This window comes from Pseudoroseomonas cervicalis, assembly GCF_030818485.1.
Taxonomy (GTDB): Bacteria; Pseudomonadota; Alphaproteobacteria; order Acetobacterales; family Acetobacteraceae; genus Pseudoroseomonas; species Pseudoroseomonas cervicalis_A.
Window position 1 is genome coordinate 2933504 of the sequence record NZ_JAUTAJ010000004.1, and the last position, 24147, is coordinate 2957650.

Consider the following 24147-nt stretch of genomic DNA (forward strand, 5'->3'; position numbering starts at 1 on the left):
CTGTCAGGCTGCCGCCGCCCGGCTCAGAGGCGGGCCGCCCCACTGGGCCGGAGCGACCCGACCCAGTGCAGCACCCGTCGTCTGAGCCATGACCGGCAGCTGACAGAATCAGGCGGCTTCGGAGTCGCTGCGGCGGGCGTGCTTCTTGCGCTCGTTCGGATCCAGGAAGCGCTTGCGCAGGCGCACGGCGGTCGGCGTCACCTCGACCAGCTCGTCATCCTCGATATAGGCGATCGCCTGCTCCAGGCTCATGCGGCGCGGCGGGGTCAGCAGCAGGGCCTCGTCCTTGCCGGCGGCACGGACGTTGGTCAGCTTCTTCTCCTTGATCGGATTCACGTCGAGGTCGTTCTCGCGCGAATGCTCGCCCAGGATCAGGCCGGTATAGACCTTGTGGCCCGGATCGACGAACAGCGTGCCACGCTCCTGCAGGGAGAACAGCGCGTACTGCACCGCCTCGCCATCGGAGTTGGAGATCAGGCTGCCCTTGATGCGGCCCTCGATCGGACCGGCCCAGGGGCGGTAAGCCCAGGAACAGCCGGTTCATCATGCCCGTGCCGCGCGTGTCGGTCATGAACTCGCCATGGTAGCCGATCAGGCCGCGCGACGGGATGTGGAACACCAGCCGGACCTTGCCGCCGCCCGAGGGGCGCATGTCCTGCATCATGCCCTTGCGGACCGACATCTTCTCGACGACGACGCCCGAGAACTCCTCATCGACATCGATGACGGCTTCCTCGAAGGGCTCTTCCTTCTCGCCGGTCTCCGGGTTGATCTGGGTCAGCACGCGCGGGCGGCCGATGGTCAGCTCGAAGCCCTCGCGGCGCATCGTCTCGATCAGCACGCCCAGCTGCAGCTCGCCGCGGCCGGCCACCTCGAAGGCGTCGACCTCCTCGGAGACCTTCACGCGGATGGCGACATTGCCCTCCGTCTCCTTGAAGAGACGGTCGCGGATCTGGCGGCTGGTGACCTTCTTGCCCTCGCGGCCGCCCAGCGGGCCGTCATTGATGCGGAAGGTCATGGTCAGCGTCGGCGGATCGATGGGGATCGCCGGCAGCGGCTCGGTCACCTCGGGGGAGGCGATGGTGTCGGGGATGGTCGCATCCGCCAGGCCGGCGATGGCGCAGATATCGCCCGCCTGCACCTCGTCCACCGGCACGCGGTCCAGGCCGGAGAAGGTCATCAGCTTGGTCAGGCGGCCGGTCTCGACCACCGTGCCGTCCTGGCGCATCACGCGGACCGGCATGTTCGTGCGGGCGACGCCCTGCTCGATACGGCCGGTCAGGATGCGGCCAAGGAAATTGTCGGCCTCCAGGATGGTCGCGTTCATCGCGAAGGGCTTGTCGAGATCGACCTTCGGCGCCGGCACATGGCTCAGGATCAGGTCGAACATCGGCGACAGGTCCTTGCGCGGACCGTCCATCGTCAGATCGGCCCAGCCCTGGCGGCCGGAGGCGAACATGGTGTGGAAGTCGAGCTGCTCGTCCGAGGCGCCGAGCGCCGCGAACAGGTCGAACACCTCGTTCAGCACCTCATCGGCGCGGGCGTCCTGGCGGTCGACCTTGTTGATGACGACGATCGGCTTCAGCCCGCGGGCCAGCGCCTTGGTCAGCACGAATTTGGTCTGCGGCAGCGGGCCCTCGGCGGCGTCGCACAGCACGATGGCGCCATCGACCATCGACAGGATGCGCTCCACCTCGCCGCCGAAATCGGCGTGGCCCGGCGTGTCGACGATGTTGATCTTGACGCCCTTCCACTCGACGGCGGTGGATTTGGCGAGAATGGTGATGCCGCGCTCCCGCTCCAGGTCGTTGCGGTCCATGGCCCGCTCGGCCACGGCCTGGTTGGCGCGGAAAGCACCCGCCTGCTTCAGCAGGTTGTCGACGAGCGTAGTCTTGCCGTGGTCGACATGGGCGATGATGGCGACGTTGCGCAGTTCCATAAGGCGGGCAGTCCCGAGGCTGCGCCGCCTGCGAACACAGCCCGGCACCCCTGCCGTATCCATACGACGAGGCTCGGGCGGGGCTGGCCTGGCGGCTTGTTGCGGCGCACAGATAGAATCATCGGGCGCAAAAAGCGAGCCTTTCCGGTCGCAGTGTGCCGCAGGTCTGCCCCGACGAATCGGGATCGCAACCTTCGCCGCGGCCTTTCCGCCCCGTGCCGGCCTGCTGCCCCCGCCAAGGCGGGGCCGGCCTTACAGCCGGTACACCGCGCGCGAGGCGCCGCCGAGCGGCCGGCTGGGGGCGAAGCGGTCCACCACGCAGAGATGCAGCGCCTGGTGCATCGCCGGCTCCTGGGCCGCCTCCTCGGTGAAGGGGGCGGCGCCGGGCGGGGTGCCGGGGGCGCGCTGCGGCGTGCTGTCCGGCTTCGGCGTCTTCGCCTCCTGCCAGGAGACGAAGCGCGGCATGGCGGAGCGGAACAGCGGCGCGCTCTGCGCGCAGCCGGGGGCGCTGGCCATGCCGCCGGCCGAGGCCGGGGTGAAGCTGCCGCCGGCGGGGGCCGGTTGGGCGTCGCCGTCGCGCTGGGCGACGGGGAGGAGGCTGGCCAGGGACGCCATCGGGCGCATCCCGGCGGGGGGATGGTTCGTGGTCGCGGGACTCCCCGAGGGCGGGGGGGGAACCGCCACGGAAAGACCAATCGCCACCGCTACCATGAGGGGGGTCAGGTGTCGGCGCATGTGGTCTCAATGAAGCAGGGCGCTTTGGCGTTGCGTCCGCCGCCGCCGCCGCGCGCAACACGTTTTTTTTTAAGAAACCGCAGGCTGGTGCCGGCCTTTCGCGTTGCCGTAGCCTGGAGCCAGAGGAGAGGGGCCCATGAGCGATACTCCGAGCGAAACCCCGCGCGACGATGACGGGGATGGCGAGCTGGATCTGGGCATCAGCCTGGAATCGGTGGCCACCGTCGTCGACCATATCCGCGCCATCCAGGATGACGAGGCCGGCGAGTCGATCGAGGCCGATGATGACGAGGGCGATGACGGCGACGATGATTTCGACGAGGACACCCTCGCCGCCTTCATCGAGGAGCTGAACGAGGACGAGCAGGCCGCCCTGGTGGCGCTGGCCTGGGTCGGCCGCGGCGATTACGAGCCCGAGGAGTGGGAGGAGGCGCTGCGCCTGGCGCGCGAGCGCGGCACGGCCAGCGGCGACACCGCCCGCTACCTGCTGGGCATGGACATGGCCGGCGACCTGCTGGCCGAGGGCCTGGCCGCCTTCGGCATCTCGGTCGAGGATGTGGAGCGCTGAGGCGCTGACATGGCCGCGCCCTGGGGGCGACCGCCCCCGGGCGGGGCGTCCCGCCCGGCCTGCCCCATGAGGCAGGCCCGGCGATCCGGCGGGCGCCCCGGCGGCGCCGGGGCTCAGCCGCGGCCTTCGGCCACCCCGTCGCGCCGCGCCAGCATGCGCACCGGACCCGGCAGCCCGGCGATCTCGCGGATCAGCTTGCGCCGCACCGCCATGCCGAAGGCCTCGAAATCCGCCGCCGCGATCAGGAAGGCGCCGGGGCCGCCGATGACGGATTCGGCGTAATACTGGTCCAGCGGCACGGTGCTGCGCCGGCCGAAGCTCGGCTGGTCGTTCAGGATCGGCAGCCCGTTGATGACCACCCCCTCGGCCACCGCGCGGTCGCGCACCGGCTCCACCGGCGGGCCGGAATTGTTCACCCCATCGCCCGAGACGTCGATCACCCGCCGCGTGCCCTCATAGGGGCAGTCCGCCAGCATGCGCAGGCTGAACTCGATGCCGGCCGAGATCGAGGTCCAGGAGAGCGAGGCGCGCGGCGCCTCCGCCAGCGCGCTGGACCAGGCCTCGGCCTGCGCCGCATTGGCGATGCGGGTCCAGGGCAGCACCTGGCGCTGATACTCGGCGCCGGCCCATTCCACATAGGTCAGCGCGATGGCGCCGACCGCGCCGCCACGGATCGCCTCCAGCACGCGCGGATCGGTCATGGCGCTGCGATAGCCCTCGCGCTGCAGCTTCGCCTCATCCTCATCGACCGAGCGGGAGACATCCACCGCCAGCACCAGCAGCACATCGGCCGCCTCCTCGGCCCGGGCCGGCCGGGCGGGAAGGGAGATCCCGGCCAGCGTCCCCGCCATCAGGGAGCCCGTCGCCAGCCCAGACGCCAACAAGGAGCGTCGCCGCATCGTCGCCTCCTGCCCGTTCACGGTCAGCAAACCGATCCCGGTCGCGGGAATGCAACAATTCCTTCCGCAAAAGGATGTGCGCGCGGCCCGGAAAGGCGGCGGCAGGCTTGCGGCAGGGCTTTTCCCGCACCGGATGGGGCAGCCTAGGCCGGCGCGCCTCTCCAGCGGGTAAAGTTACATGCGAAAAGCGGTGGTTGCCTCAGGCCGTCAGATGCTCATGCAGGATGGCGGTGCCGAGCAGGATCAGCGCGATGCCCGCCAGCGCCTCCGCCACCCGGCCCAGGCGGCGGCCCAGCAGCCGGCCGAACAGCACGCCGCCCGTGGCCATGCAGAAGGTGGCGGCGCCGATCGCCGCGGCGATCACCCAGATATCCGCCTCCAGGAAGGCCAGCGACACGCCGACCGCCATGGCGTCGATGCTGGTGCCGATGGCGGTGGCCAGCAGCATCCAGGGGGAGCGGCCGGCCGGCGCTTCCTCCGCCGGGCGCCGCGCCGCCTCGAACAGCATGCGGCCGCCGACCAGCGCCAGCAGGGCGAAGGCGATCCAGTGGTCCACCGCCGCCATGGCGCCCGCCGCCAGCATGCCGGCGCCCCAGCCCAGCAGCGGCGTCACCGCCTCCACCGCGCCGAACACCAGCCCGGTGCGCATCGCCTCGGCCAGCCGCACCGGGCGGCCGCCGGCGCCACGGCTGATCGCGGCGGCGAAGGCATCCACCGACATGCCGAGGGCGAGCACGGCGATCGAGACAGGCGACATCGGGCAACCCTTCCGGCGAGCACGGCACGGCAAGCGCGCGCGGCCGAAAGGCCAGGGCTCCCGTGCCGCGCCGATTAGGCCGGCAGCGCCAGGGCGTCAAATTTTTTCTTTTGAAATCAGATACTTGTAGCCAAGGCGCGGCTTTGGAGCCGGGGCTACACCCTGCCGCCCCGCGCACAAGGCGAAGCCATGGCGCGCCGGGCGCAAAAAAGGCCGGGGCTCCGCGAAGCCCCGGCCCGGCCGGTCATCCTGGAAAGGCGCGACGCCTCAGGGCAGTTCCTGCAGCCGCCGCTCCACCAGGCCGCGCCAGGGCGCATCCGCCGGCGCCTCGGCCAGCAGCGCCCGCCAGGTGGCGCGGGCATTCGCTGTCCGCCCGGCGCGGGCCTCGGCCAGCCCGGTCAGGTAGCGCAGCCGCGGCTCGCCGGGGTCGATCTGCAGCGCGCGGGCCAGCAGCCCCTGCGCCGCCGCGAATTCGCCGCGCTCGATCTGCAGCTCGGCCAGCTCGGCCGCCAGCGGCCCCTCGAAGCGCAGCCGCAGCGCCGTCTCCCAGGCCTCCACCGCGCGTTCCAGCCGGCCGCGGCCGCGCTCGGCATTGCCCAGCAGGATCCAGCCCTGCCGCGTCACCTCCGGCCCGGCGCCGCCCTGCGCCAGCCGCTCGCGCAGCCGCTGCAGCAGCGCCTCGTCCCGCGCCGCCGCCGCCGCCCGCTCCTGGAAGGGCGCGGCCGGGATGTCCGGCTGGCCGTGCCAGAGATAGACGCCGAAGCCCAGCGCCGGCAGCAGGAAGATCAGCGCCGCCAGCACCGCCGCCCCGCGCCCCGGCGGCTGGCCGGGCTGCTCCGCCCCCTCCAGCCCCGGCGCGGCCAGCACGCGGCGCTGCACCTCCAGCTTGGCGGCGCGATAGGCCTCGGGCTCCAGCCGCCCGGCCTCCCGCTCGCGCTCCAGCTCCTCGAGCTGGGCGCGATACAGGGCCAGATCGGCCTCCTGACGGTTGCGCAGCCGGGCGGGGCGCAGCAGCGCCCAGCCCAGCGGTGCCAGGGCGAGCACCGCCAGCCCCAGGAAAAGCAGCCAGATCATCGGGGGGAGCGGTCCTCCAGCGCGGCCAGCCGCGCCTCTTCCTCGGGCGAGAGCGGGGCGGGGGCCGCCTGGGTGCCGCGCCGGCGCAGCAGCAGCACGGCCAGCAGCCCGCCCCCCAGCGCCAGCACCGGCATGCCCCACAGCAGCAGCGTGGCGGCGTTCAGCGGCGGCCGCAGCAGCACGAAATCGCCGTAGCGGGCATGGACATATTCGATGACGGCGGCACGGTCCTCGCCGAGGGCGATGCGCTCGCGCACGATGCGGCGCAGGTCGCGCGCCAGATCGGCCTCGCTGTCCTCGATCGACTGGTTCTGGCAGACCAGGCAGCGCAGCTCGCGCCCGATCTCCCGCGCCTCCTGCTCCTTCACCGGGTCGCGCAGCATCTCGGAAGGCAGGCCGACGGCGAGCGCGGCCCCCCCCAGCGACACCGACAGCAGCAACGCTGCTGCACTGGAAAAAAGACGGGGCATCAGGCGTGGCGCCGCAGCAGGGGGCGGATATCCTGCTCCAGCACCTCCGGCGTCACCGGCCCCGGCCAGCGCCAGCGCACAATGCCCTGGCGGTCGAGCAGATAGGTCTCCGGCACGCCATAGACGCCCCAATCGATGGCCACCCGCCCCGGCTCGTCCCGCCCCAGCCGCCGGAACGGGTTGCCATGCCGGGTCAGGAACTGCGCCGCATCGCCCGGCTTGTCCTTGTAGTTGATGCCGAAGACCGGCACGCCCTCGCGCGCCAGCCGCATCAGCTGCGGATGCTCGACGATGCAGGGCACGCACCAGCTGGCCCAGAAATTCACCAGCACCGGGGCCGGCAGCGCGCGCAGCTCGGCATCGCCGAAGGCGGGCACGCCGCTGGCCTCCAGCGGCGGCAGGGTGAAGCTCGGGGCCTGCTTGCCCACCAGGACGGAGGGCACGCCGCGCGGGTCATAGCTGCCATCGCCCAGGCCGCGCAGCATTCCGTAGAAGCCTGCACCCCCGGCCACCGCCAGCCCGAGCGGCGCCAGCATGATCATGCGGCGGCTGGTCAGGGGCATCTCGGAACTCCTTTTTTGTCAGGCTGCCGCCGTCTCCCGGCGAAGCGGGCCGCGACACCGGGCCCAGGGCAGCCCCGGTTAAGTGGTGCGGCGCCCTTGTGCGCCATGGCCGGCAGCGGGCAGGGGCGCGGCGATGCGGATGCGGCGGTCGGTCAGCGACACCGCGCCGCCCAGCGCCATCACCAGCGCCCCCAGCCAGATCCAGGGCGCCAGGATGTTGTGGTGCACCCGCAGCACCGCCTGGCCCCCCTCCTCCTCGCCCAGCACGGCATAGAGATCGCCGCGCGGCCGGGCATGGATGGCGGCCTCGGTGGTGGTCATGCTGCCCACCGGGAAATAGCGCCGCTCCGGCCGCAGCACCGTCACCACCGCGCCATCGCGCAGCACCGTCACCGTGGCCCGGCGGGCGGACCAGTTGGGGCCGATCACATCCTCCACCCGGTCCAGGCGCCATTCATAGCCGGCATGCCGGATGGCCTGGCCGGGGCGAAGCGCTGCCAGATGGTCGCTGGCCAGGCCCATGCCCGCCATGCCCAGGATCGAGATGCCGACCCCGGCATGCGCCAGCGCCGCGCCCCAGGCGGCGCGCGGCAGGCCGCGCGCGCGGCTCCAGGCGGCGGCCGGGCGGCGGAACAGCGCGATGCGGTCGAAAATGTCGGCCAGCGCGCCGCAGATCAGCCAGAGCGCGGCGGCGAAACCCAGCGCCGGGCCGATGCGCAGGCCGGCGAAGGCCAGCACCAGCGCCACGGCACCGGCGGCGGCCAGCGCCGCCCACCACAGCCGCTGCAGCACCGGCCACAGCCGCGCCCGCTTCCAGGGCAGCAGCGGCCCGGCCGCCATGGCCAGCACCAGCGGCACGGCCAGCGGCAGGATGGCGGTGTTGAAGAAGGGCGGGCCCACCGAGATCTTCTGGCCCAGCAGCAGGTCGGCGAACATCGGCCACAGCGTGCCGGCCAGCACCACCGCCGCCATGGCGCAGAGCAGCAGGTTGTTCAGCACCAGCGAGCCCTCGCGCGACAGCGGCGCGAACAGGCCGGTGGGCGCCATGGACGGCGCCCGCCAGGCGAACAGCGCCAGGCTGCCGGCGACATAGAAGCCGAGCAGGCCCAGGATGAACACGCCGCGCGACGGGTCGGAGGCGAAGGCATGCACCGAGTTCAGCACGCCCGAGCGCACCAGGAAGGTGCCCAGCAGCGAGAAGCCGAAGGCCAGCAGCGCCAGCAGCAGGGTCCAGATCTTCAGCGCCTCGCGCTTCTCCACCACGATGGCGGAGTGCAGCAGCGCCGTGCCGGCCAGCCAGGGCAGCAGGGAGGCGTTCTCGACCGGGTCCCAGAACCAGTAGCCGCCCCAGCCCAGCTCGTAATAGGCCCACCAGGAGCCGAGCGCGATGCCGAGCGTCAGGAAGGCCCAGGCCGCCAGCGCCCAGGGGCGCACCCAGCGGCCCCAGGCGGCGTCCACCCGCCCCTCGATCAGCGCGGCGACCGCGAAGGCGAAGGTGACGGCATAGCCGACATAGCCCAGGTAGAGCAGCGGCGGGTGGAAGGCGAGGCCGGGATCCTGCAGCACCGGGTTCAGCCCCTGCCCGTCCGGCGGCGCCGGCCAGACCCGGCCGAAGGGGTTGGAGGTGAGCAGGGTGAAGGCCAGGAAGCCGATCGCCACCAGCCCCAGCACACCCAGCACCCGGGCCCGCAGCATGCCCGGCAGGTCGCGGCCGAAGCCGGCGACGGCGGCGCCGCACAGCGCCAGGATCAGCACCCAGAGCAGCAGCGAGCCCTCGTGATTGCCCCAGGCGCCGGCGTATTTGTACAGCAGCGGCTTGGCCGAGTGGCTGTTCTGCACCACGGTGATGACGCTGGTGTCGTTCACCGCGAAGGCCCAGAGCAGGGCACCGAAGGCGGCGGCGCAGGCCAGCGCCTGGCCATAGGCGAGCGGCGCGGCCGCGCCCATCAGCCGCGCATCGCGCCGCGCCGCGCCCCAGAGCGGCAGCACCGTCTGGGCCAGCGCCAGCGCGAAGGCGAGCGCCAGGGCGAAATGGCCGAATTCCGCGATCATCCGCCGCTGTTCTCCGGGCTGGGGGAGAGGGTGTTCCAGCTGGCCGCCGGCGGCGGCGCGCCGCGCGCCGGGTCCCAATGGCCGCTGCGCTTCAGCGCGTCGGCGACCTCGGGCGGCATGTAGGTCTCGTCATGGCGGGCCAGCACCTCGCTGGCGCGGAACAGCCCGTCCGGCCCCAGCTTGCCCAGCGCCACCACGCCCTGGCCCTCGCGCAGCAGGTCGGGCAGCACGCCGTGATAGGTGACCGGGATGGTGGCCGGCCCGTCGGTGACGCGGAAGCGTGCCTCCGGCTTGCCATCGGCGGCCTGGCTGCGCTGCAGGCTGCCGGCCTCGACCAGCCCGCCCAGGCGGAAGGCGCGGTCGGGGCCGGGATTCTTCGCGGCGATGTCGCTGGGGGCCAGGAAGAAGACCAGATTGTCCTGGAAGGCGGTGAGCGTCAGCGCGGTGGCGGTGCCGAGGCCGAGCCCGGCCAGCAGCACGATCCACATCCGACGCCGCTTGCGCGACAGACTCACCCTTGCCTCCTCTGCCGCCAGCGGGCGGTCCCTTTCGCGACCAGGACGGAGGCCAGCTCCGCCAGGTCGAAGATCGCACTGCCCATGACCCAGACCGCCAGGGCACAGGCCAGGGCGGGGAGCAGCCCCCACCCGGCCAGCAGCATCAGGCCCGGCACCAGCGCCAGCGCCAGGGCGGTGACCGCCAGCGCCAGCCCGGTGCGGGCCGCCTTCATGCGCGCCGCCGCGGGCGCGGACCCAGCAGCGCCATGCGCCGCTTCGCCGCGGCGTGGCGCCGCGCCGCCAGCAGCGCCATGCCGCCGAAGCCGAGCGCCGCCAGCCCCCAGGAGAGGGCGACATGCCACCAATGCTGCGTCATGCCGCATTCTCCCTGCCGGCGCCTTGATCCGGCGCAAGAAGCGCGGTCATGCCGCGCCCTCCAGCCCGGCCGCCTCATGCTGCCGGGCGCGGGAGAGCTGCAGCTGGCGCAGCCGCTTCTCCATCACCGCGGCGCGGGTGCGGGCCAGCACCAGGGCTGCGAAGGCCAGGCTGAAGCCGGCCGCGCAGACCAGCAGCGGGTAGAGGATGTCGACATGCATGCCCGGCGCCGCGGCGCGGGTGACCGAGGCCGATTGGTGCAGCGTGTTGAACCAGTCGACGCTCCACTTGATGACCGGCAGGTTCACCGCGCCGATCAGCGCCAGGATGGCGCCGGCGCGGGCGCCGCGCTCCTCCTCGTCGAAGGCGCGGACCAGGGCGGCATGGCCGACCCACAGGAAGAACAGCACCAGCACCGAGGTCATGCGGGCATCCCAGGCCCACCAGGTGCCCCACATCGGCCGGCCCCACAGGCTGCCGGTGGCCAGGCACAGCGCGGTGACCATGGCGCCGACCGGCGACAGCTCCCGCGCCGCCAGATCGGCCAGCGGGTGGCGCCAGATCAGCGACATGGCCGAGGCGATGGCCAGGCCGAGATAGCCGCCCATGGCCAGCCAGGCCATCGGCACATGCACATACATGATGCGCACCGTCTCCCCCTGCTGCCAGTCGGGCGGGGAGAAGAGCAGCGCCCAGGCGGCGCCGGCGCCCAGCACCAGCGCCGCGAGCCCCCAGAGCCAGGGCAGCAGCCGCTCGGTCAGCCGCAGGAAGCGGCCGGGATTGGCGAAGCGGTGCAGCCCGCCGCCGGCGGGGGCGGCGGCTGCGGGGGCGGCGGGGCGGCTGGCGGGGCCGGGGTGGGACGGGGTGCTCACGCCGCGCAAACTAGGGGCTTGCGGCGCCGGATTGAAGCCATCGCCGCACGCGGTTACGTCATGACACAGCCCCGGCGCCGCCGTGGCGCCGCCAGGAGAGCCCGGCGCCGCAGGGCGCCTTGAGGAGAGAGAAGCCGATGCTGTTCGCCATTGTCTGCGAGGACAAGCCCGCCGCGCTGGAGCTGCGCCTGGCCACGCGGCCCACGCATCTCGAATATCTCGACAGCAAGGTCGAGGCGCTGGTGCAGGCCGGCCCGGTGCTGGATGCCGAGGGCAAGCCCTGCGGCAGCGTGCTGCTGGTCGATGTCGCCGACCAGGCGGCGGCCGAGGCCTTCGCCGCCGAGGACCCCTATGCCAAGGCCGGGCTGTTCGCCAAGGTCACGGTGCGGCCCTTCCGCCAGGTCTATGCCGGCGGCCAGCGCGTCGGCTGAGGGGCGCGCCGCCATGGCCTATTGGCTGGTCAAGAGCGAGCCCGACGCCTTTTCCTGGCAGCAGCAGGTGGAGAACGGGGTCGAGCCCTGGACCGGCGTGCGCAACGCCCAGGCGGCGAAGAACCTCCGCGCCATGCGGCAGGGCGACCGCGCCTTCTTCTACCATTCCAATGTGGGGAAGGAGATCGTCGGCGTGGTCGAGGTGGCGCGCGAGGCCTATCCCGACCCGACCGAGGAGAGCGGCCGCTGGGCCTGTGTCGACATGCGCGCGGTGGGGCCGATGCCGCGCCCGGTGACGCTGGCCGAGATCAAGACGATGCCGGAACTGGCCGAGATCGGGCTGATCCGGCAGTCGCGCCTGTCGGTGATGCCGATCTCCGACGAACACTGGGCGCTGCTCTGCCGCCTGGGCGGCTTCCAGGGCTGAGAGCGGCCAGGGCCGGGGCGGCTCCCCCGGCCCTGGCGCCCCGCCTCAGTTCCGGCGGGCCCGGTCGTTGAACCAGGGCGTGTTGTGGCGCGGCGGCGGCTCGGCCATGGGCGGCTGCGGCTGCAGCAGCGGGCCGGGATCGACATAGATCTGCGTCCCCGGCGGCAGATAGGGCGGGGTCTGCGGCGGGTAGGGGGAGGGGCGGCGGCGGAAATCGCGCTCCACCTCCTCGCGCCCCAGATAGCGGCCCTCGGCATCGTAATGCCGCAGCACCCCGCCGCCGGCCGAGCGTTCCGAGCGCCCGTCATATTGGCCATAGGCGTCGTAGTGCCGCTGCACGCCGCCCTGGGTCTCGGTGCGGCCGAGCGGGCGGCCATAGGGATCGACCTCGTAGCGGATCTGCGCCGCCGCCGGGCCGCCCAGCAGGGCCAGCGCCAGGGCCAGCGCCGCCACCGCGCCGCCCCTCCTTCCCCCCGCCAGCCTTCCTGCCAGCCTTCCTGCCAGCCTTCCTGCCCGGGGCAGGGTCTTCCGATGCCGCATGAGCCGCCTCCTCCTGCCTGCGCCCGACCGATCCGCGCGAGGCTGCCGCAGAAAGGTTAACGGAATGGGCGGAAAGCCGCTGCCGCATCCACCGGGCGTTCCGGCATCCTGCGTCCGGCGGCGGGGGCTTGCGGCGGGGGCGGCGCTGGGCGATGCCCGGGCTGGCGGGGCCGCCCCGCCCGACCGCAGGACACGCCGCATGGATGAACGCCGCCTCTGCCATCTCGACGACATCCCCGAAGGCGGCTCGCGCGGCTTCGCCGGCACGCCGGGCAGCTTCATCGGGCTGTTCGCGGTGCGCCGCGGCGATGCCGTGCATGTCTATGTCAATTCCTGCCCGCATGTCGGCGTGCCGCTGGAGATCGTGCCCGACCGCTTCCTGGACGGGCCGGGGCGGCAGATCGTCTGCGCCGTGCATGGCGCGCATTTCCGCATCGAGGACGGGTTCTGCACCTCCGGCCCCTGTGCCGGCGATTCGCTGGAGGCGGTGCCGGTGCGCATCGACGACCAGGGCGCGGTCTGGGTCCCCGCCGATGCCGGCGCCTGAGAAGGGCCGGCCGCGGGGGCGGGCATGGAGCCGGTTCCAATTCCGCGTTGCAGCACTTGACGGGGATCAAGGCGCATTGGCCCAATAGCGGCGAAAGACGGGGTGCCGCCTCAACCGGCGGACACCATAGCGGGAGGAAAGAGCATGCCTGACGACGCGCTGATTCCGGTCAAGCCCGAGCTGGCGCAGGGCGCGCGGGTGGACGAGGCCCGCCACCGCACCATGACCGCCGAGGCGCTGCGCGACCCGGACGCCTTCTGGCGCGAGGAGGCCAAGCGCATCGCCTGGATCACCCCGCCGACGAAGATCAAGAACACCAGCTTCGAGGGCGACGTCTCGATCAAATGGTTCGAGGACGGGGTGCTGAACGCCTCCGTCTCCTGCCTGGACCGCCATCTGGCCGAGCGCGGCGAGCAGACCGCCATCATCTGGGAAGGCGACGACCCGAACAGCGACGCCAAGGTCACCTATCGCGACCTGCATGAGCGGGTCTGCCGCCTGGCCAATGCGATGAAGGCGCTGGGGGTGAAGAAGGGCGACCGCGTCAGCCTGTACCTGCCGATGATCGTCGAGGCGGCGGTGGCCATGCTGGCCTGCGCCCGCATCGGCGCGGTGCATTCCGTGGTGTTCGGCGGCTTCAGCCCGGACAGCCTGGCCAGCCGCGTGCAGGATTGCGACAGCGTGCTGGTCATCACCGCCGATGAGGGCCGCCGCGGCGGCCGCAAGGTGCCGCTGAAGACCAATGCCGACGAGGCGATGAAATCCTGCCCGACGGTGCGGCACGTCATCGTCGTGAAGAACACCGGCGGCGATGTGCCGATGCAGGAAGGCCGCGACCACTGGTACCACGAGCTGGTCGAGGCCGCGGCGCCGGATTGCGCGCCGGAGCCGATGAACGCCGAGGACCCGCTCTTCATCCTCTACACCTCGGGCTCCACCGGGAAGCCCAAGGGCGTGCTGCACACCACCGGCGGCTACATGGTCTGGGCCGGCTTCACGCATGAGTTGGTCTTCGACTACCGCCCGGGCGAGATCTACTGGTGCACCGCCGATGTCGGCTGGGTCACCGGCCACACCTATATCGTCTATGGCCCGCTGGCGAATGGCGCGACGACGCTGATGTTCGAGGGCGTGCCGAACTGGCCCGGCATCGACCGCTGCTGGCAGGTGGTGGACAAGCACCAGGTCAACATCTTCTACACCGCGCCGACCGCCATCCGCTCCCTGATGCGGGAGGGCGAGGCGCCGGTGAAGAAATGGTCGCGCCAGTCGCTGCGCGTGCTGGGCAGCGTCGGCGAGCCGATCAACCCCGAGGCCTGGATGTGGTATTACCGCGTGGTCGGCGACAGCCGCTGCCCGGTGGTCGACACCTGGTGGCAGACCGAGACCGGCGGCATCCTGATCTCGCCGCTGCCCGGCGCCGTGGCGCAGAAGCCCGGCTCCGCCACCCTGCCGCTGCCCGGCGTGCAGCCGGCGCTGGTCGACAATGAGGGGCAGATCCTGGAAGGCGCGACCGAGGGCAACCTCGTCATCCTGGATTCCTGGCCGGGCCAGATGCGCACCGTCTACAAGGACCATGAGCGCTTCATCCAGACCTACTTCTCGACCTTCCCGGGCAAGTACTTCTCCGGCGACGGCGCGCGGCGGGACGAGGATGGCTATTACTGGATCACCGGCCGCGTCGATGACGTGCTGAACGTCTCCGGCCACCGCATGGGCACGGCCGAGATCGAAAGCGCCCTCGTCGCCCACCCCAAGGTGGCCGAGGCCGCCGTGGTCGGCATGCCGCATGAGCTGAAGGGCCAGGGCATCTACTGCTACGTCACCCTCAAGACCGGCGAGGAACCCACCGACGCCCTGAAGAAGGAACTGGTGGCCTGGGTGCGCAAGGAGATCGGCCCGATCGCCTCGCCGGACGCCATCCAATGGGCGCCCGGCCTGCCCAAGACCCGCTCCGGCAAGATCATGCGCCGCATCCTGCGCAAGATTGCCGCCAATGAGACCGACAGCCTGGGCGACACCTCGACGCTGGCCGACCCCACCGTCGTCCAGGACCTCATCACCAACCGCGTCTAGTTGTCAGGCTGCCGCTGTCCTGTTGCGAGGCGGGACTTTTCTTTCAGGCTGCCGCCGTCCCGTTTTGAAGCGGGACGCGGCAGGCTAGTGGGAGCACCCGTGGTCCGGTGGCTTCGCCGTGTTGCCGCCATCCTGTTTCCAGGCGAGGTGCGCAATCCGGACAAGGTCTGGCGGTCAGGTGGAAAATAGAAGCCCCGCGAAAGCGGGGCTTTTTTGGGCCATTATGCACTTTGCAAACAGAAGGATTTTTACTTGACTGCCAGCCGGTCACCCAACTAGATTTCTATTCATGCGGTCGTGAGCCGCCCGAGAAGCCCAGGGTCGCGGGTTCGAATCCCGCCGGGCGCGCCACTTGGCGTCCGTAGCTCAGCTGGATAGAGTGAGGGCCTTCCTTGAACTCACGCTAAACGCCGCCCCTAGCCGGGGCGGCGTTTTGTTTTTTCGGATTCTCGAAAGAAAAGCAGCCCGACAGAAAAACTAGCCGATGCCGGTGGGGCCGTCGAGGACGAGGCGGATCTTGCGGCTGAGCTCCAGCCGGCCATAGGGCTTGCCGATGATGTCGAATTCGGCGCCGCCGGCGGTGCTGCGTTCCAGCGAGGCCTCGGCATAGCCAGTGGTCAGCAGCACCTTCAGCCGCGGCCGGCGGCGGCGGGCCTCGCGCGCCAGCATGGCGCCGTTCATGCCGCCGGGCATGATCAGGTCGGAGAACAGCAGATCGACCGGCCCGGCGCCGTCCAGCACCTCCAGCGCCGCCGGGCCATTGTGCGCGACCAGGATGCGGTAGCCGAAATCCTCCAGGATCTCGCGCGCCAGCTCGGCGACGTCGGGGCGGTCATCGACCACCAGGATGGTCTCGGTGCCGGGGCGGTCCATGACGCGCAGCGCGCGCGGCTGCACCGGCCGGTCCTCCTCGCCGAGGGCGGGGAAATACAGGGTGACGGTGGTGCCTTCCCCCTCGCGCGAGGCGATGCGCAGCGTGCCGCCGGATTGCCGGGCGAAGCCATAGACCATGGACAGGCCGAGCCCGGTGCCGCGCCCCTCATCCTTGGTGGTGAAGAACGGGTCCATGACGCGGGAGAGGATCTCGCCCGGGATGCCGCCGCCATTGTCGCTGACCTCGAGCGCGACATAGCCGCCCGGCAGCAGCTCGCCGAAGCGGCTGGCCTGTTCCTGGTCCAGCGTCTCGTTGCGGGTGGCGATGCGCACATGCCCGGCGCGGTCGCCCGGCATGGCGTCGCGGGCGTTGATCAGCAGGTTCAGCAGCGCGACCTCGGCCTGGGTCGGGTCGATGCGGCAATTCCACAGCTGCGGCGCAGGCTGCAGCTCCAGCGTGATGGCCTCGCCCAGCGTGTGGTGCGCCATGTCGCGCACGCCATCGAGCAGGTTGTTCAGGTTGAGGGTGCGTCCCTCCAGCCGCTGCTTGCGGGCGAAGGCCAGCAGCTGCTGCGTCAGGGTGGTGGCGCGGCCGACGGCGCCGCGCACATTCTCGACGCCGCGGGTCAGCCGGGCGCGGTCCAGCTGCGGCTGGGTCAGCCCATGCCCCATCAGGTCCAGATAGCCCAGCATCACCTGCAGCAGGTTGTTGAAGTCATGCGCGATGCCGCCGGTCAGCTGGCCCAGCGCCTCCATCTTCTGCGCCTGGCGCAGCGCGTCCTCGGCATCGCGGCGGCGGCTGACATCGAGCTGCGAGCCGAAGAAGTAGCGGAGCCTGCCGGCATCGTCATAGACCGGGGAGATGAACAGCGCGTTCCAGAAGGTCGAGCCGTTCTTGCGGTAGTTCAGGATCTCGATGGCGATCTCGCGCTCCTCGCGCAGCGCCTGGCGCACCGCGTCGACGCTGCCGCGATCGGTCTCCGGCCCCTGCAGGAAGCGGCAATTGGTGCCGACGATCTCCTCCCGCGAATAGCCCGTCATCTGCAGGAAGGCGTGGTTGGCGAAGACGATCGGCATGTCCGGCAGCCGCGCATCCGCCACGATCATCGGCATGCGCGTCGTCTCGACGGCGATGTGGAACACCTCGCCATGCTGCGGGTCGCGGCTGTCGAGCGGGGCGGTGATGCCGTGCGGCGGCGTCTGGGGCTTGTCGGGCATCGCAATCCCTGCTGGCTGAACGCCCGGCGGGGGGCGGTAGGTCGGACCGGAACTTGGCACCGCTGCGGAACCCCGCAAGAACCGCCGCGGCCGGGGCGTGTCACTTTTGTCTCAGCCCGGCCGGGGCTTCGGCGCAAGCGTCCGGGGCTGTAACGTTGCGCTTCGCCCGGTGTTGCCCGCATGGATGATGCGGCATGGGCAGAGCGGGGGCGAGCATGCGGATCCTGGTCCTGGGCGCGGGCGCGCTGGGCGGCTATTTCGGCGGCAGGCTGCTGGAGGCGGGGGCGGAGCTGGCCTTCCTGGTCCGTCCCAAGCGCCAGGCGCAGCTGCGCGAGCGCGGGCTGGTGCTGCGCTGCCCCGCCACCGGGGAGCTGCGCCGCCCCGTCACCGCGCTCACCGCCGCCGAGCTGCGCCCGGGCTGGGACATCGTGCTGCTGAGCTGCAAGGCCTATGACCTGGAGGAGGCGATCGACAGCCTGCGCCCGGCCATCGGGCCGGAGACGGCGGTGCTGCCGGTGCTGAACGGGCTGTCGCATCTCGACCGGCTGCGCGAGGCCTTCGGGGCCGGCGCCGTGCTCGGGGGGCTCGCAAAAATCCGCGCCACGCTGAACCCGGCGGGGGAGGTCATCAACCTCTCCGACTGGCGCTATCTGACGCTGGGCGAGCTGGATGGCAGCCTGACCCCCCGCGTCACCCGCTTCGCCGAGCTGGCCCGCCAGGGCGGCATCCTGGCCGAGGCGGTGCCCGACATCCACCGCGCCATGTGGGCCAAGCTGGTGCATCTGGGCACGGTGGCGGCGGCGACCGTGCTGCTGCGCGGCAGCACCGGCCAGATCGCCCGCGCCCCCGGCGGCACCGCCTTCCTGCTGACCCTGCTGGAGCGCAACATGGCCATCGCCGCGCATCACGGCCATCCGGTGCCGGCAGGCTTCGCCGAGGAATACCGCGCTTTGCTCTCCGACCCCACCGGCACCTACACGGCCAGCATGCTGCGCGACCTCGAATCCGGCGGGCGGATCGAGGCCGACCACATCCTGGGCTTCCTGCTGCAGGCGGCCGGCGAGGCCGGGGTGGACCCCACCCTGCACGCCATCGCCTATCTGCACGCCAAGACCTATGAGCAGCGCCGCGCCGAGGAGAAGGCCGCATGAACGCCGACCGCCACCGCATCCAGCGCGACGGCCTCTCCGCCACCATCCAGGCCCGCGGCGGCGAGCTGGTCAGCCTGCGCGACGCGGCGGGGCGGGAATGGCTGTGGCAGGCCGGGCCGGAATGGCGGCGCCACGCCCCCTGGCTGTTCCCGATCGTCGGCCGCCTGGCCGGCGACACGCTGCGGCATGAGGGCCAGGCCTATCGCATGGGCCAGCACGGCTTCGCCCGCGACCGCCGCTTCACCTGGCTGTCCCAGACCGCCGATCGCTGCCGGCTGCGCCTGTCCGACGACGCCGAAAGCCGCGCCCTCTACCCCTTCGCCTTCATCCTGGAGCTGGATTTCTCGCTGGCCGGCGGCTGGCTGGTGGCGAAGGCCACCATCGCCAATCCGGGCCGGGTCCCGCTGCCCTTCGCCTTCGGCGCCCACCCGGCCTTCGCCTGGCCGCTGCCCGGCGCCGGGGCGAAGCAGGACCACCGCCTGGTCTTCGCCCAGGCCGAGCCCAACCCCGCCCGCCGCCTGGAAGGCGGGCTGCTGGCGGGGGAGGAGGCGCTGCCCCTGCAGGGGCACGATCTGCCGCTGTCGCCGGCGCTGTTCGGGAAGGATGCGCTGGTGCTGCCAGGGATCGCCAGCCGGGCGCTGCGCTATGTCTCCGAGGCCGGGCCGGAGATCGAGATGCGCTGGGAGAATTACCGGGATTTCGGCCTGTGGTCGAAGCCGGAAGGGGCGGATTTCCTCTGCCTGGAGCCCTGGTGCGGCTATGCCAGCCCGGCCGGGTGGGATGGGGAGTTCTCGGAAAAGCCTGGCATCACCCTGCTGAAGCCGGGGGAAAGCCGGGATTTCACCTGGAGCGTCAGGCCCCAGGGATAGGGCCAGGGGCGCTGCCCCTGGACCCCGCCGGGGTGGCAGGGCCACCCCGGACCCCGCCATCCGTTCGCGCGATGGCTTGAGGCGGAATCGCCGAAAAGCCTGAATCGCGCGATCAGACAAAACCGCGATGGCTTGAGGCGGAATCGCCGAAAAGCCTGAATCGCGCGATCAAACAAAACCGCGATGGCTTGAGGCGGAATCGCCGAAAAGCCTGAATCGCGCGAGCCAGTAAGACCTTACAGGCCGGCGATGACGGCGTCGGCGACGCGGTCCAGCTGCGCCTCGTCCAGATAGGGATGCATCGGCAGCGACAGGATGCGCTGGCAGATATCCTCGGACACCGTCAGCGGCGGCGACTGGCGCAGCCCCTCGGCATGCGCCGCCGCATAGGCCGGCTGGCGGTGCAGCGGCTTCGGATAGTAGATCGCCGAGGGCACGCCGCGCGCCTGCATCGCCGCCTGCACCCGGCCGCGCGTCTCGGCATCCGGCAGCAGGATGGAATACAGCCCCCAGGCGCTCTCCGCCCCGTCCATCTCGCCCGGCACGGTGACATGGCCGGACAGCCGCGCGGCATAATGCCGCGCGACGCGGGTGCGGTCCTTCAGCTCCTGCTCCAGCAGCGGCAGCTTGCACAGCAGGATGGCGGCCTGGATCGTGTCCAGCCGGCCATTCATGCCGGTGCGCTCCACCTCGTAGCGGGTCTTGCCCTCGCCATGCGTGCGCAGGGACCGGTACAGCTCGGCCCGGTCGGCGTCATTGGTCAGGATGGCGCCGCCATCGCCGTAACAGCCCAGCGTCTTGGTGGGGTAGAAGCTGAGCGCGGCGGCATCGCCCCAATTGCCCAGCCGCTTGCCCTGCAGCGCGCCGCCGAAGGCCTGCGCGGCGTCGTCGAGGGCGAACAGCCCCTCCGCCGCGCAGATCGCCTGGATCGCCGGCCAGTCCGCCGGGCGGCCGAACAGGTCGACGCCGACCACGGCGCGCGGGCGCAGCTTGCCTTCCGCCTTCACCAGCGCGATGCGGCGCTTCAGATCCTCGATGTCGATGTTGAAGCCATCCTCGGCCACATCGACGAAGACCGGCGTGGCGCCCAGCACCAGCGGCACCTCGGCCGTCGCGGTGTAGGTGAAGGCGGGCAGGAACACCGCGTCGCCGCGGCCGATGCCCTCCGCCATCATGGCGATCTGCAGCGCATCCGTGCCGGAGGAGACGCCGACCGCATGCGCGCAGCCGGCGAACTCGGCCAGCTTCTCTTCCAGCTCGCGCACATCGGGGCCGTTGATGAAGGCGCCGCTGTCGAGGATGGCGGCGATGCGGCGGTCGATCTCCGGACGGATCAGCGCCTGCTGCGCCTTCATGTCGAACAGCCCGATGGGCCTGGTGGTGGTGTCGGCGGTCATAAGCGGATCGCTCCGTCAATCACAGCGGCCCGGGGCACGCAGCCTCAGGCCTGAATGACGGGGTGATAGGCCGGACCGGCCGCTTCTGGGAAATCACCGCGCGTTTCAAAGGGCAACGTGGCCGCCGCGGGCCGCATCGCCGCCGGGTCCACCGCCGCGTCGCGATAGACGCCGCGCGTGTCGACGATCAGCCGCGCATGCTGGCGCAGCAGCGCCAGATCCATGCCCGGCTGCGGCGTCACCAGCAGCACCGCATCCTGCCCGGCCAGCAGCGCCTCGGTCAGGGGCTGGCTCTCCAGCGCCGGCGCGCTGCCCTGCAGCCGCCTTGTCGCGGGGAAGCGCGGCACCAGCGGGTCGTGATAGGCGAGCTCGGCGCCGCGCGCCGCCAGCAGCCGGAAGATCTCGATCGCCGGGCTCTCCCGCGTATCCGGCACGCCGCTCTTGTAGGCCAGGCCGAGCAGCAGGATGCGCGCCCCGCGCAGCGGGATGCCGCGGGCATCCAGCGCGTCGCGCAGCCGCTCCACCACATAGGCGGGCATGGCGTCGTTCACCCGGCCGGCGAGTTCCACGAAATCGCTCGGCACGCCGAGCTCGCGCGCCTTCCAGGCGAGGTAATAGGGATCGACCGGGATGCAGTGCCCGCCCAGGCCCGGGCCGGGGCGGAAGGGCATGAAGCCGAAGGGCTTGGTGGCGGCGGCGTCGATCACCTCATGCACGTCGAGATCGAGCGCGTGGCTGATCCGCTTCAGCTCGTTCACCAAGCCGATATTCACCGCGCGGAAGACATTCTCATACAGCTTGGCCAGCTCCGCCGCGCGCAGCGAGGAAAGCGGCACCAGCCCCGCCGCCACCGGCCCGTACAGCGCCATGCCCATCTCCAGGCAGGTCGGGGTGGCGCCGGCCAGCAGCTTCGGCACGCGGTGCACCGTGCCCTCGGGGTTGCCGGGATCCTCGCGCTCCGGGCTGTAGAGCAGGAAGGCGTCGCGCCCCGGCGTCAGCCCGGCCGCCAGCAGGGCCGGCAGCAGGAAATCCTCGGTGGTGCCGGGATAGGTGGTGCTTTCGAGGGCCAGGATATGGCCGCGCCGCAGATAGGGGGCGAGGGAAGCGACACTGTCGCGCACCGGGCCCAGATCCGGCTCCTTGTGCGGCCCGACCGGGGTGGGGACGCAGATCACCAGCGCGTCGCAATCGGCGGCCAGGGCCAGGCTGCTATCCGCCTCGATCCCGGCGCGGGCGATGCGCGCATCCTCGATGCCATGCACCGGGCTGCGGCCTTCGCGGATCGCCTCGGTCTTGCTGGTGTCGATGTCGAAGCCGGTGACGGCGAAGCCCTGCTCGGCGAAGCGCAGCGCGAGCGGCAGCCCGGCATAGCCCAGGCCGATCACCCCGATCCGCGCCTGGCGGGCCTTCAGCCGCGCCAGCAGCTGGCGGCGCAATGTCGTGTCGGGATCGGGGGAGAGGGGCGCGCCGCCGGCCCGGCCGGGGCTGCGCGGGCGGGGGCCGGTCTGGTCCGCCGCCGGAATCAGGCGCTGGCGCCTGCGCGGGGGCAGCCCTGCCACCCCCGATGCGTGATGCGTCACGTCTTCCCCTCCGGGTTGTGGTCGAATTCCGGCACCAGCCGGCCAAGCTGCGCGAGCGCCGCCTTGGCCTGGCCGTTGCGGGCGGCGGCGGCGATGGCGTCGATCGCCTGGCCCACCTGGGTGGCATCCGTGGTGCGCGGGGTCGCCACCAGCAGCCCCGCGAATTGCGTCGGCCGCGGCGGCTCCTGCCCGTGGAACAGCTCCTCGAACAGCTTCTCGCCGGGGCGCAGCCCGGTGAAGCGGATCTCGACATCCTCGTCCGGCCGCAGCCCGGCCAGGCGGATCATCCGCCGCGCCATGTCGACGATCTTCACCGGCTTGCCCATGTCGAGCACGAAGATGCCGCCATCGGCCAGCTCCGGCGGCTGGCCCTGCGGATCGGCGACGCCGACCACGCTGGCCTGCAGCACCAGCCCCACCGCCTCGCGCACCGTCATGAAGTAGCGGCGCATATCGGGATGGGTCACGGTCAGCGGCCCGCCGCGCTCCAGCTGCCGGCGGAACAGCGGCACCACCGAGCCGGTGGAGCCCAGCACATTGCCGAAGCGCACCGTGACGCAGCGCATGCCGCCATTCCCCTGGCGCGCCTGCATGTCCAGCGCCTGGCAGTACATCTCCGCCAGCCGCTTCGAAGCCCCCATGACGCTGGTGGGATTCACCGCCTTGTCGGTGCTGATGAACACCATGGCGCGGCAGCCCACGGCGCGCGCCGCATCGGCGATGATGCGGGTGCCCTGGGCGTTGGTCAGCAGCCCTTCCAGCGGGTCGCGCTCGACCATCGGCACATGCTTCAGCGCCGCGGCGTGGAACACCAGCTCGGGCTGCACCTCCTCCATCAGCCGGGCGATGCGCGCGGCGTCGCGCACATCGGCCAGCACGGCGCGGCGCAGCACGCCGGGATGGCTCTCGGCCAGCTCCAGATCGATGCCGTAGAGGGCGAATTCGCCATGGTCGAGCAGCGTCAGCTGCGCCGGGCCCAGCGCCGCCACCTGCCGCGCCAGCTCGCCGCCGATGGTGCCGCCCGCCCCCGTCACCAGCACGCGCCTTCCCTGCACCAGCCGCGCCATGCCCTCGCGGTCCAGCGGCACCTGCGGCCGGTCCAGCAGCTCCTCGATGGCGACGGGGCGGAGGTCGAAGCGCCGCGCCCGCTCCCCCGCGCGCGGCGCCGGGTCGAGCGCGGTCAGCCGCGGCGCGCGCTTGACCAGCACGCCATGCCGGTCCGCCACATCCAGCATTTCCTCCAGTTCCGGACCTTGCAGGTCCGGGTCCGCGAGCACCAGGGCGGCGGGCAGGCGGCGCTCGGCGCGCAGCCGGTCCAGCACCTCGGACGCCTCCTCGAAGCCGCCCAGGATCGGGTAGCCATGGATGCGCCGCCCGGCCGCGCGTGGCCGCCGCGCCAGGATGCCCAGCACCCGGTAGCCCGGCGTGCGCTGCTGCAGCAGGGCGCGGATGAACAGGTCCGCCGCGTCGCCGGTGCCGATCAGCAGGATCGGCTGGGCCGGTGCCTCGCTGGCGGCGCCGACGCGGTGCGACTGCTTCAGCCGGCCGATGACCCGCGGCGCCAGCAGGGCGGCGGCCAGCGTGCCGGCATGGATCAGCGGGAAGGCCAGATTGCCCGGCCGCCAGGCGCCCAGCAGATGCAGCCCGGCGGCGAAGAGCAGCGCGCCGCCGATGCCGGCCACCAGCACCGCCACCAGGTCGCGCAGCGCGGCGAAGCGCCAGTATTGCTGCGGCAGCCGCACCGGCAGCCCGGCCAGCAGCAGCGCCGCGACGGCCCCCGGCACCGCGCCCAGCCACCAGAGCGGCGGGGGCGGCCAGCCGGCCGGATCGGCCATCCAGACGGCGAGCGGCAGGGCCAGGGCGGCGAGGGCCGAGTCCAGGCTGAGGTTCAACAGGATGCGGGTGAGGGCCATGACCGCCGCGTATAGGCGGCCCCCGGGGATGGGTGAAGCACTCCTGGCAGGAGGCTGGGGGGCGTGCGGCACCGGCACCCCCGGCCGCAGGGCCTGCCGCGCCACAAGCTGGGCCAGTTCGGCGGCCTGGTCGAGGCGGCCCGGCGGCGCCGGCGGCAGCGGGTCGAGCAGGCGCAGCAGCCCCGGCGAAAGGGGTTCCGCCGGGTGCGGCGCCGTGCCGCCGGCATCCTGGCCTGCCTTGCCCAGCCCCGGCCTGCCCGGCCCCTGCTCACCCGGACGCTGCGCGCCCGCCCCCGGCCCGGCCATCGGCCGGGCCGCCAGGGG

23 protein-coding genes and 1 pseudogene are annotated in these 24147 nt (G+C 72.1%); 7 read left to right on the forward strand and 17 right to left on the reverse strand.

The genetic code is table 11. The features are described from left to right. Positions 1-108: 108 nt before the first annotated feature. Both typA and QE401_RS17655 read right to left on the reverse strand, forming a co-directional pair. A pseudogene (gene typA, locus QE401_RS17650) lies at positions 109-1939 on the reverse strand (translational GTPase TypA). Between the two features lie 252 nt (positions 1940-2191). After that, the gene (locus tag QE401_RS17655) at positions 2192-2554 is read right to left on the reverse strand and encodes a hypothetical protein (protein WP_307139442.1); all 363 of its coding nucleotides are present in this window, start codon (positions 2552-2554) and stop codon (positions 2192-2194) included. A gap of 256 nt (positions 2555-2810) precedes the next feature. On the opposite strand from QE401_RS17655, the gene QE401_RS17660 reads away from it, so the two are divergent. Next, positions 2811-3242 carry a DUF3775 domain-containing protein gene (locus tag QE401_RS17660; protein ID WP_307139443.1) on the forward strand — a complete coding sequence of 144 codons (432 nt, stop codon included), beginning with the start codon at positions 2811-2813 and terminating at the stop codon, positions 3240-3242. A 113-nt stretch (positions 3243-3355) separates the two neighbouring features. On the opposite strand, the gene QE401_RS17665 is transcribed toward QE401_RS17660, so the two are convergent. The 10 genes from QE401_RS17665 to QE401_RS17710 form a co-directional block, all read right to left on the reverse strand. After that, positions 3356-4093, reverse strand: a complete 738-nt coding sequence (locus QE401_RS17665; RefSeq protein WP_307139444.1) for a DUF1194 domain-containing protein — start codon at positions 4091-4093, stop codon at positions 3356-3358. Between the two features lie 247 nt (positions 4094-4340). Continuing rightward, complete coding sequence (locus QE401_RS17670) at positions 4341-4898, reverse strand: manganese efflux pump MntP (RefSeq protein WP_307139445.1); 558 nt, start codon at positions 4896-4898, stop codon at positions 4341-4343. 267 nt (positions 4899-5165) lie between these two features. Continuing rightward, entirely contained in the window at positions 5166-5972 is an 807-nt protein-coding gene (ccmI, locus tag QE401_RS17675; protein WP_307139446.1) for a c-type cytochrome biogenesis protein CcmI, read from the reverse strand. Further along, positions 5969-6442, reverse strand: coding sequence for a cytochrome c-type biogenesis protein (locus QE401_RS17680; protein WP_307139447.1), 474 nt, complete (start codon positions 6440-6442; stop codon positions 5969-5971). Before QE401_RS17680 ends, ccmI begins: the two co-directional genes overlap by 4 nt. Next, complete coding sequence (locus QE401_RS17685; protein ID WP_307139448.1) at positions 6442-7005, reverse strand: DsbE family thiol:disulfide interchange protein; 564 nt, start codon at positions 7003-7005, stop codon at positions 6442-6444. Before QE401_RS17685 ends, QE401_RS17680 begins: the two co-directional genes overlap by 1 nt. 78 nt (positions 7006-7083) lie before the next feature. Beyond that, positions 7084-9057: a heme lyase CcmF/NrfE family subunit gene (locus QE401_RS17690; protein WP_307139449.1), complete on the reverse strand. Its 1974-nt coding sequence runs from the start codon at positions 9055-9057 to the stop codon at positions 7084-7086. Beyond that, positions 9054-9566 carry a cytochrome c maturation protein CcmE gene (gene ccmE, locus QE401_RS17695; RefSeq protein ID WP_307140270.1) on the reverse strand — a complete coding sequence of 171 codons (513 nt, stop codon included), beginning with the start codon at positions 9564-9566 and terminating at the stop codon, positions 9054-9056. Before ccmE ends, QE401_RS17690 begins: the two co-directional genes overlap by 4 nt. Before the next feature lie 2 nt (positions 9567-9568). Beyond that, a complete protein-coding gene (locus QE401_RS17700) occupies positions 9569-9787 on the reverse strand; it encodes a hypothetical protein (protein WP_307139450.1) in 219 nt (72 codons plus the stop codon). Further along, the gene (locus QE401_RS17705; RefSeq protein ID WP_307139451.1) at positions 9784-9930 is read right to left on the reverse strand and encodes a hypothetical protein; all 147 of its coding nucleotides are present in this window, start codon (positions 9928-9930) and stop codon (positions 9784-9786) included. The genes QE401_RS17700 and QE401_RS17705 overlap by 4 nt, the downstream gene beginning before the upstream one ends. Positions 9931-9976: 46 nt before the next feature. Beyond that, positions 9977-10801, reverse strand: a complete 825-nt coding sequence (locus QE401_RS17710) for a heme ABC transporter permease (protein WP_307139452.1) — start codon at positions 10799-10801, stop codon at positions 9977-9979. 137 nt (positions 10802-10938) lie between these two features. Here QE401_RS17710 and QE401_RS17715 point away from each other — a divergent pair, with 137 nt between their 5' ends. Further along, on the forward strand, positions 10939-11232 hold the full coding sequence (locus QE401_RS17715) for a YciI family protein (RefSeq protein WP_307139453.1): 294 nt from the start codon (positions 10939-10941) through the stop codon (positions 11230-11232). A 13-nt stretch (positions 11233-11245) separates the two neighbouring features. Continuing rightward, positions 11246-11659, forward strand: a complete 414-nt coding sequence (locus tag QE401_RS17720) for an EVE domain-containing protein (RefSeq protein ID WP_307139454.1) — start codon at positions 11246-11248, stop codon at positions 11657-11659. Positions 11660-11704: 45 nt separating this feature from the next. Here the strand turns inward: QE401_RS17720 and QE401_RS17725 are convergent, their stop codons facing one another. Further along, entirely contained in the window at positions 11705-12199 is a 495-nt protein-coding gene (locus QE401_RS17725) for a hypothetical protein (RefSeq protein ID WP_307139455.1), read from the reverse strand. Between the two features lie 199 nt (positions 12200-12398). Between QE401_RS17725 and QE401_RS17730 the strand changes: the two genes are divergently transcribed. Together QE401_RS17730 and acs are read left to right on the forward strand one after the other, a co-directional pair. Then, on the forward strand, positions 12399-12746 hold the full coding sequence (locus tag QE401_RS17730; RefSeq protein WP_307139456.1) for a Rieske (2Fe-2S) protein: 348 nt from the start codon (positions 12399-12401) through the stop codon (positions 12744-12746). Between the two features lie 144 nt (positions 12747-12890). Continuing rightward, positions 12891-14822, forward strand: a complete 1932-nt coding sequence (gene acs, locus QE401_RS17735) for an acetate--CoA ligase (RefSeq protein ID WP_307139457.1) — start codon at positions 12891-12893, stop codon at positions 14820-14822. Between the two features lie 477 nt (positions 14823-15299). Here acs and QE401_RS17740 read toward each other — a convergent pair whose 3' ends face one another. After that, complete coding sequence (locus QE401_RS17740; protein WP_307139458.1) at positions 15300-16913, reverse strand: histidine kinase famiy protein; 1614 nt, start codon at positions 16911-16913, stop codon at positions 15300-15302. Between the two features lie 215 nt (positions 16914-17128). On the opposite strand from QE401_RS17740, the gene QE401_RS17745 reads away from it, so the two are divergent. Together QE401_RS17745 and QE401_RS17750 are read left to right on the forward strand one after the other, a co-directional pair. Then, positions 17129-18064 carry a ketopantoate reductase family protein gene (locus QE401_RS17745; protein WP_307139459.1) on the forward strand — a complete coding sequence of 312 codons (936 nt, stop codon included), beginning with the start codon at positions 17129-17131 and terminating at the stop codon, positions 18062-18064. Further along, entirely contained in the window at positions 18061-18933 is an 873-nt protein-coding gene (locus tag QE401_RS17750; RefSeq protein WP_307139460.1) for an aldose 1-epimerase family protein, read from the forward strand. Before QE401_RS17745 ends, QE401_RS17750 begins: the two co-directional genes overlap by 4 nt. A 236-nt stretch (positions 18934-19169) precedes the next feature. Here QE401_RS17750 and QE401_RS17755 read toward each other — a convergent pair whose 3' ends face one another. From QE401_RS17755 to QE401_RS17765, 3 genes are read right to left on the reverse strand one after another with little or no spacing between them, the layout of a single operon-like run. Continuing rightward, a complete protein-coding gene (locus QE401_RS17755; protein WP_307139461.1) occupies positions 19170-20330 on the reverse strand; it encodes a DegT/DnrJ/EryC1/StrS family aminotransferase in 1161 nt (386 codons plus the stop codon). Positions 20331-20374: 44 nt separating this feature from the next. Beyond that, positions 20375-21910, reverse strand: coding sequence for a nucleotide sugar dehydrogenase (locus tag QE401_RS17760; RefSeq protein WP_307139462.1), 1536 nt, complete (start codon positions 21908-21910; stop codon positions 20375-20377). Continuing rightward, positions 21907-23823 (reverse strand): polysaccharide biosynthesis protein, encoded by a 1917-nt coding sequence (locus QE401_RS17765; RefSeq protein WP_307140271.1) that lies wholly within the window; start codon positions 23821-23823, stop codon positions 21907-21909. The genes QE401_RS17760 and QE401_RS17765 overlap by 4 nt, the downstream gene beginning before the upstream one ends. Positions 23824-24147 lie beyond the last annotated feature (324 nt).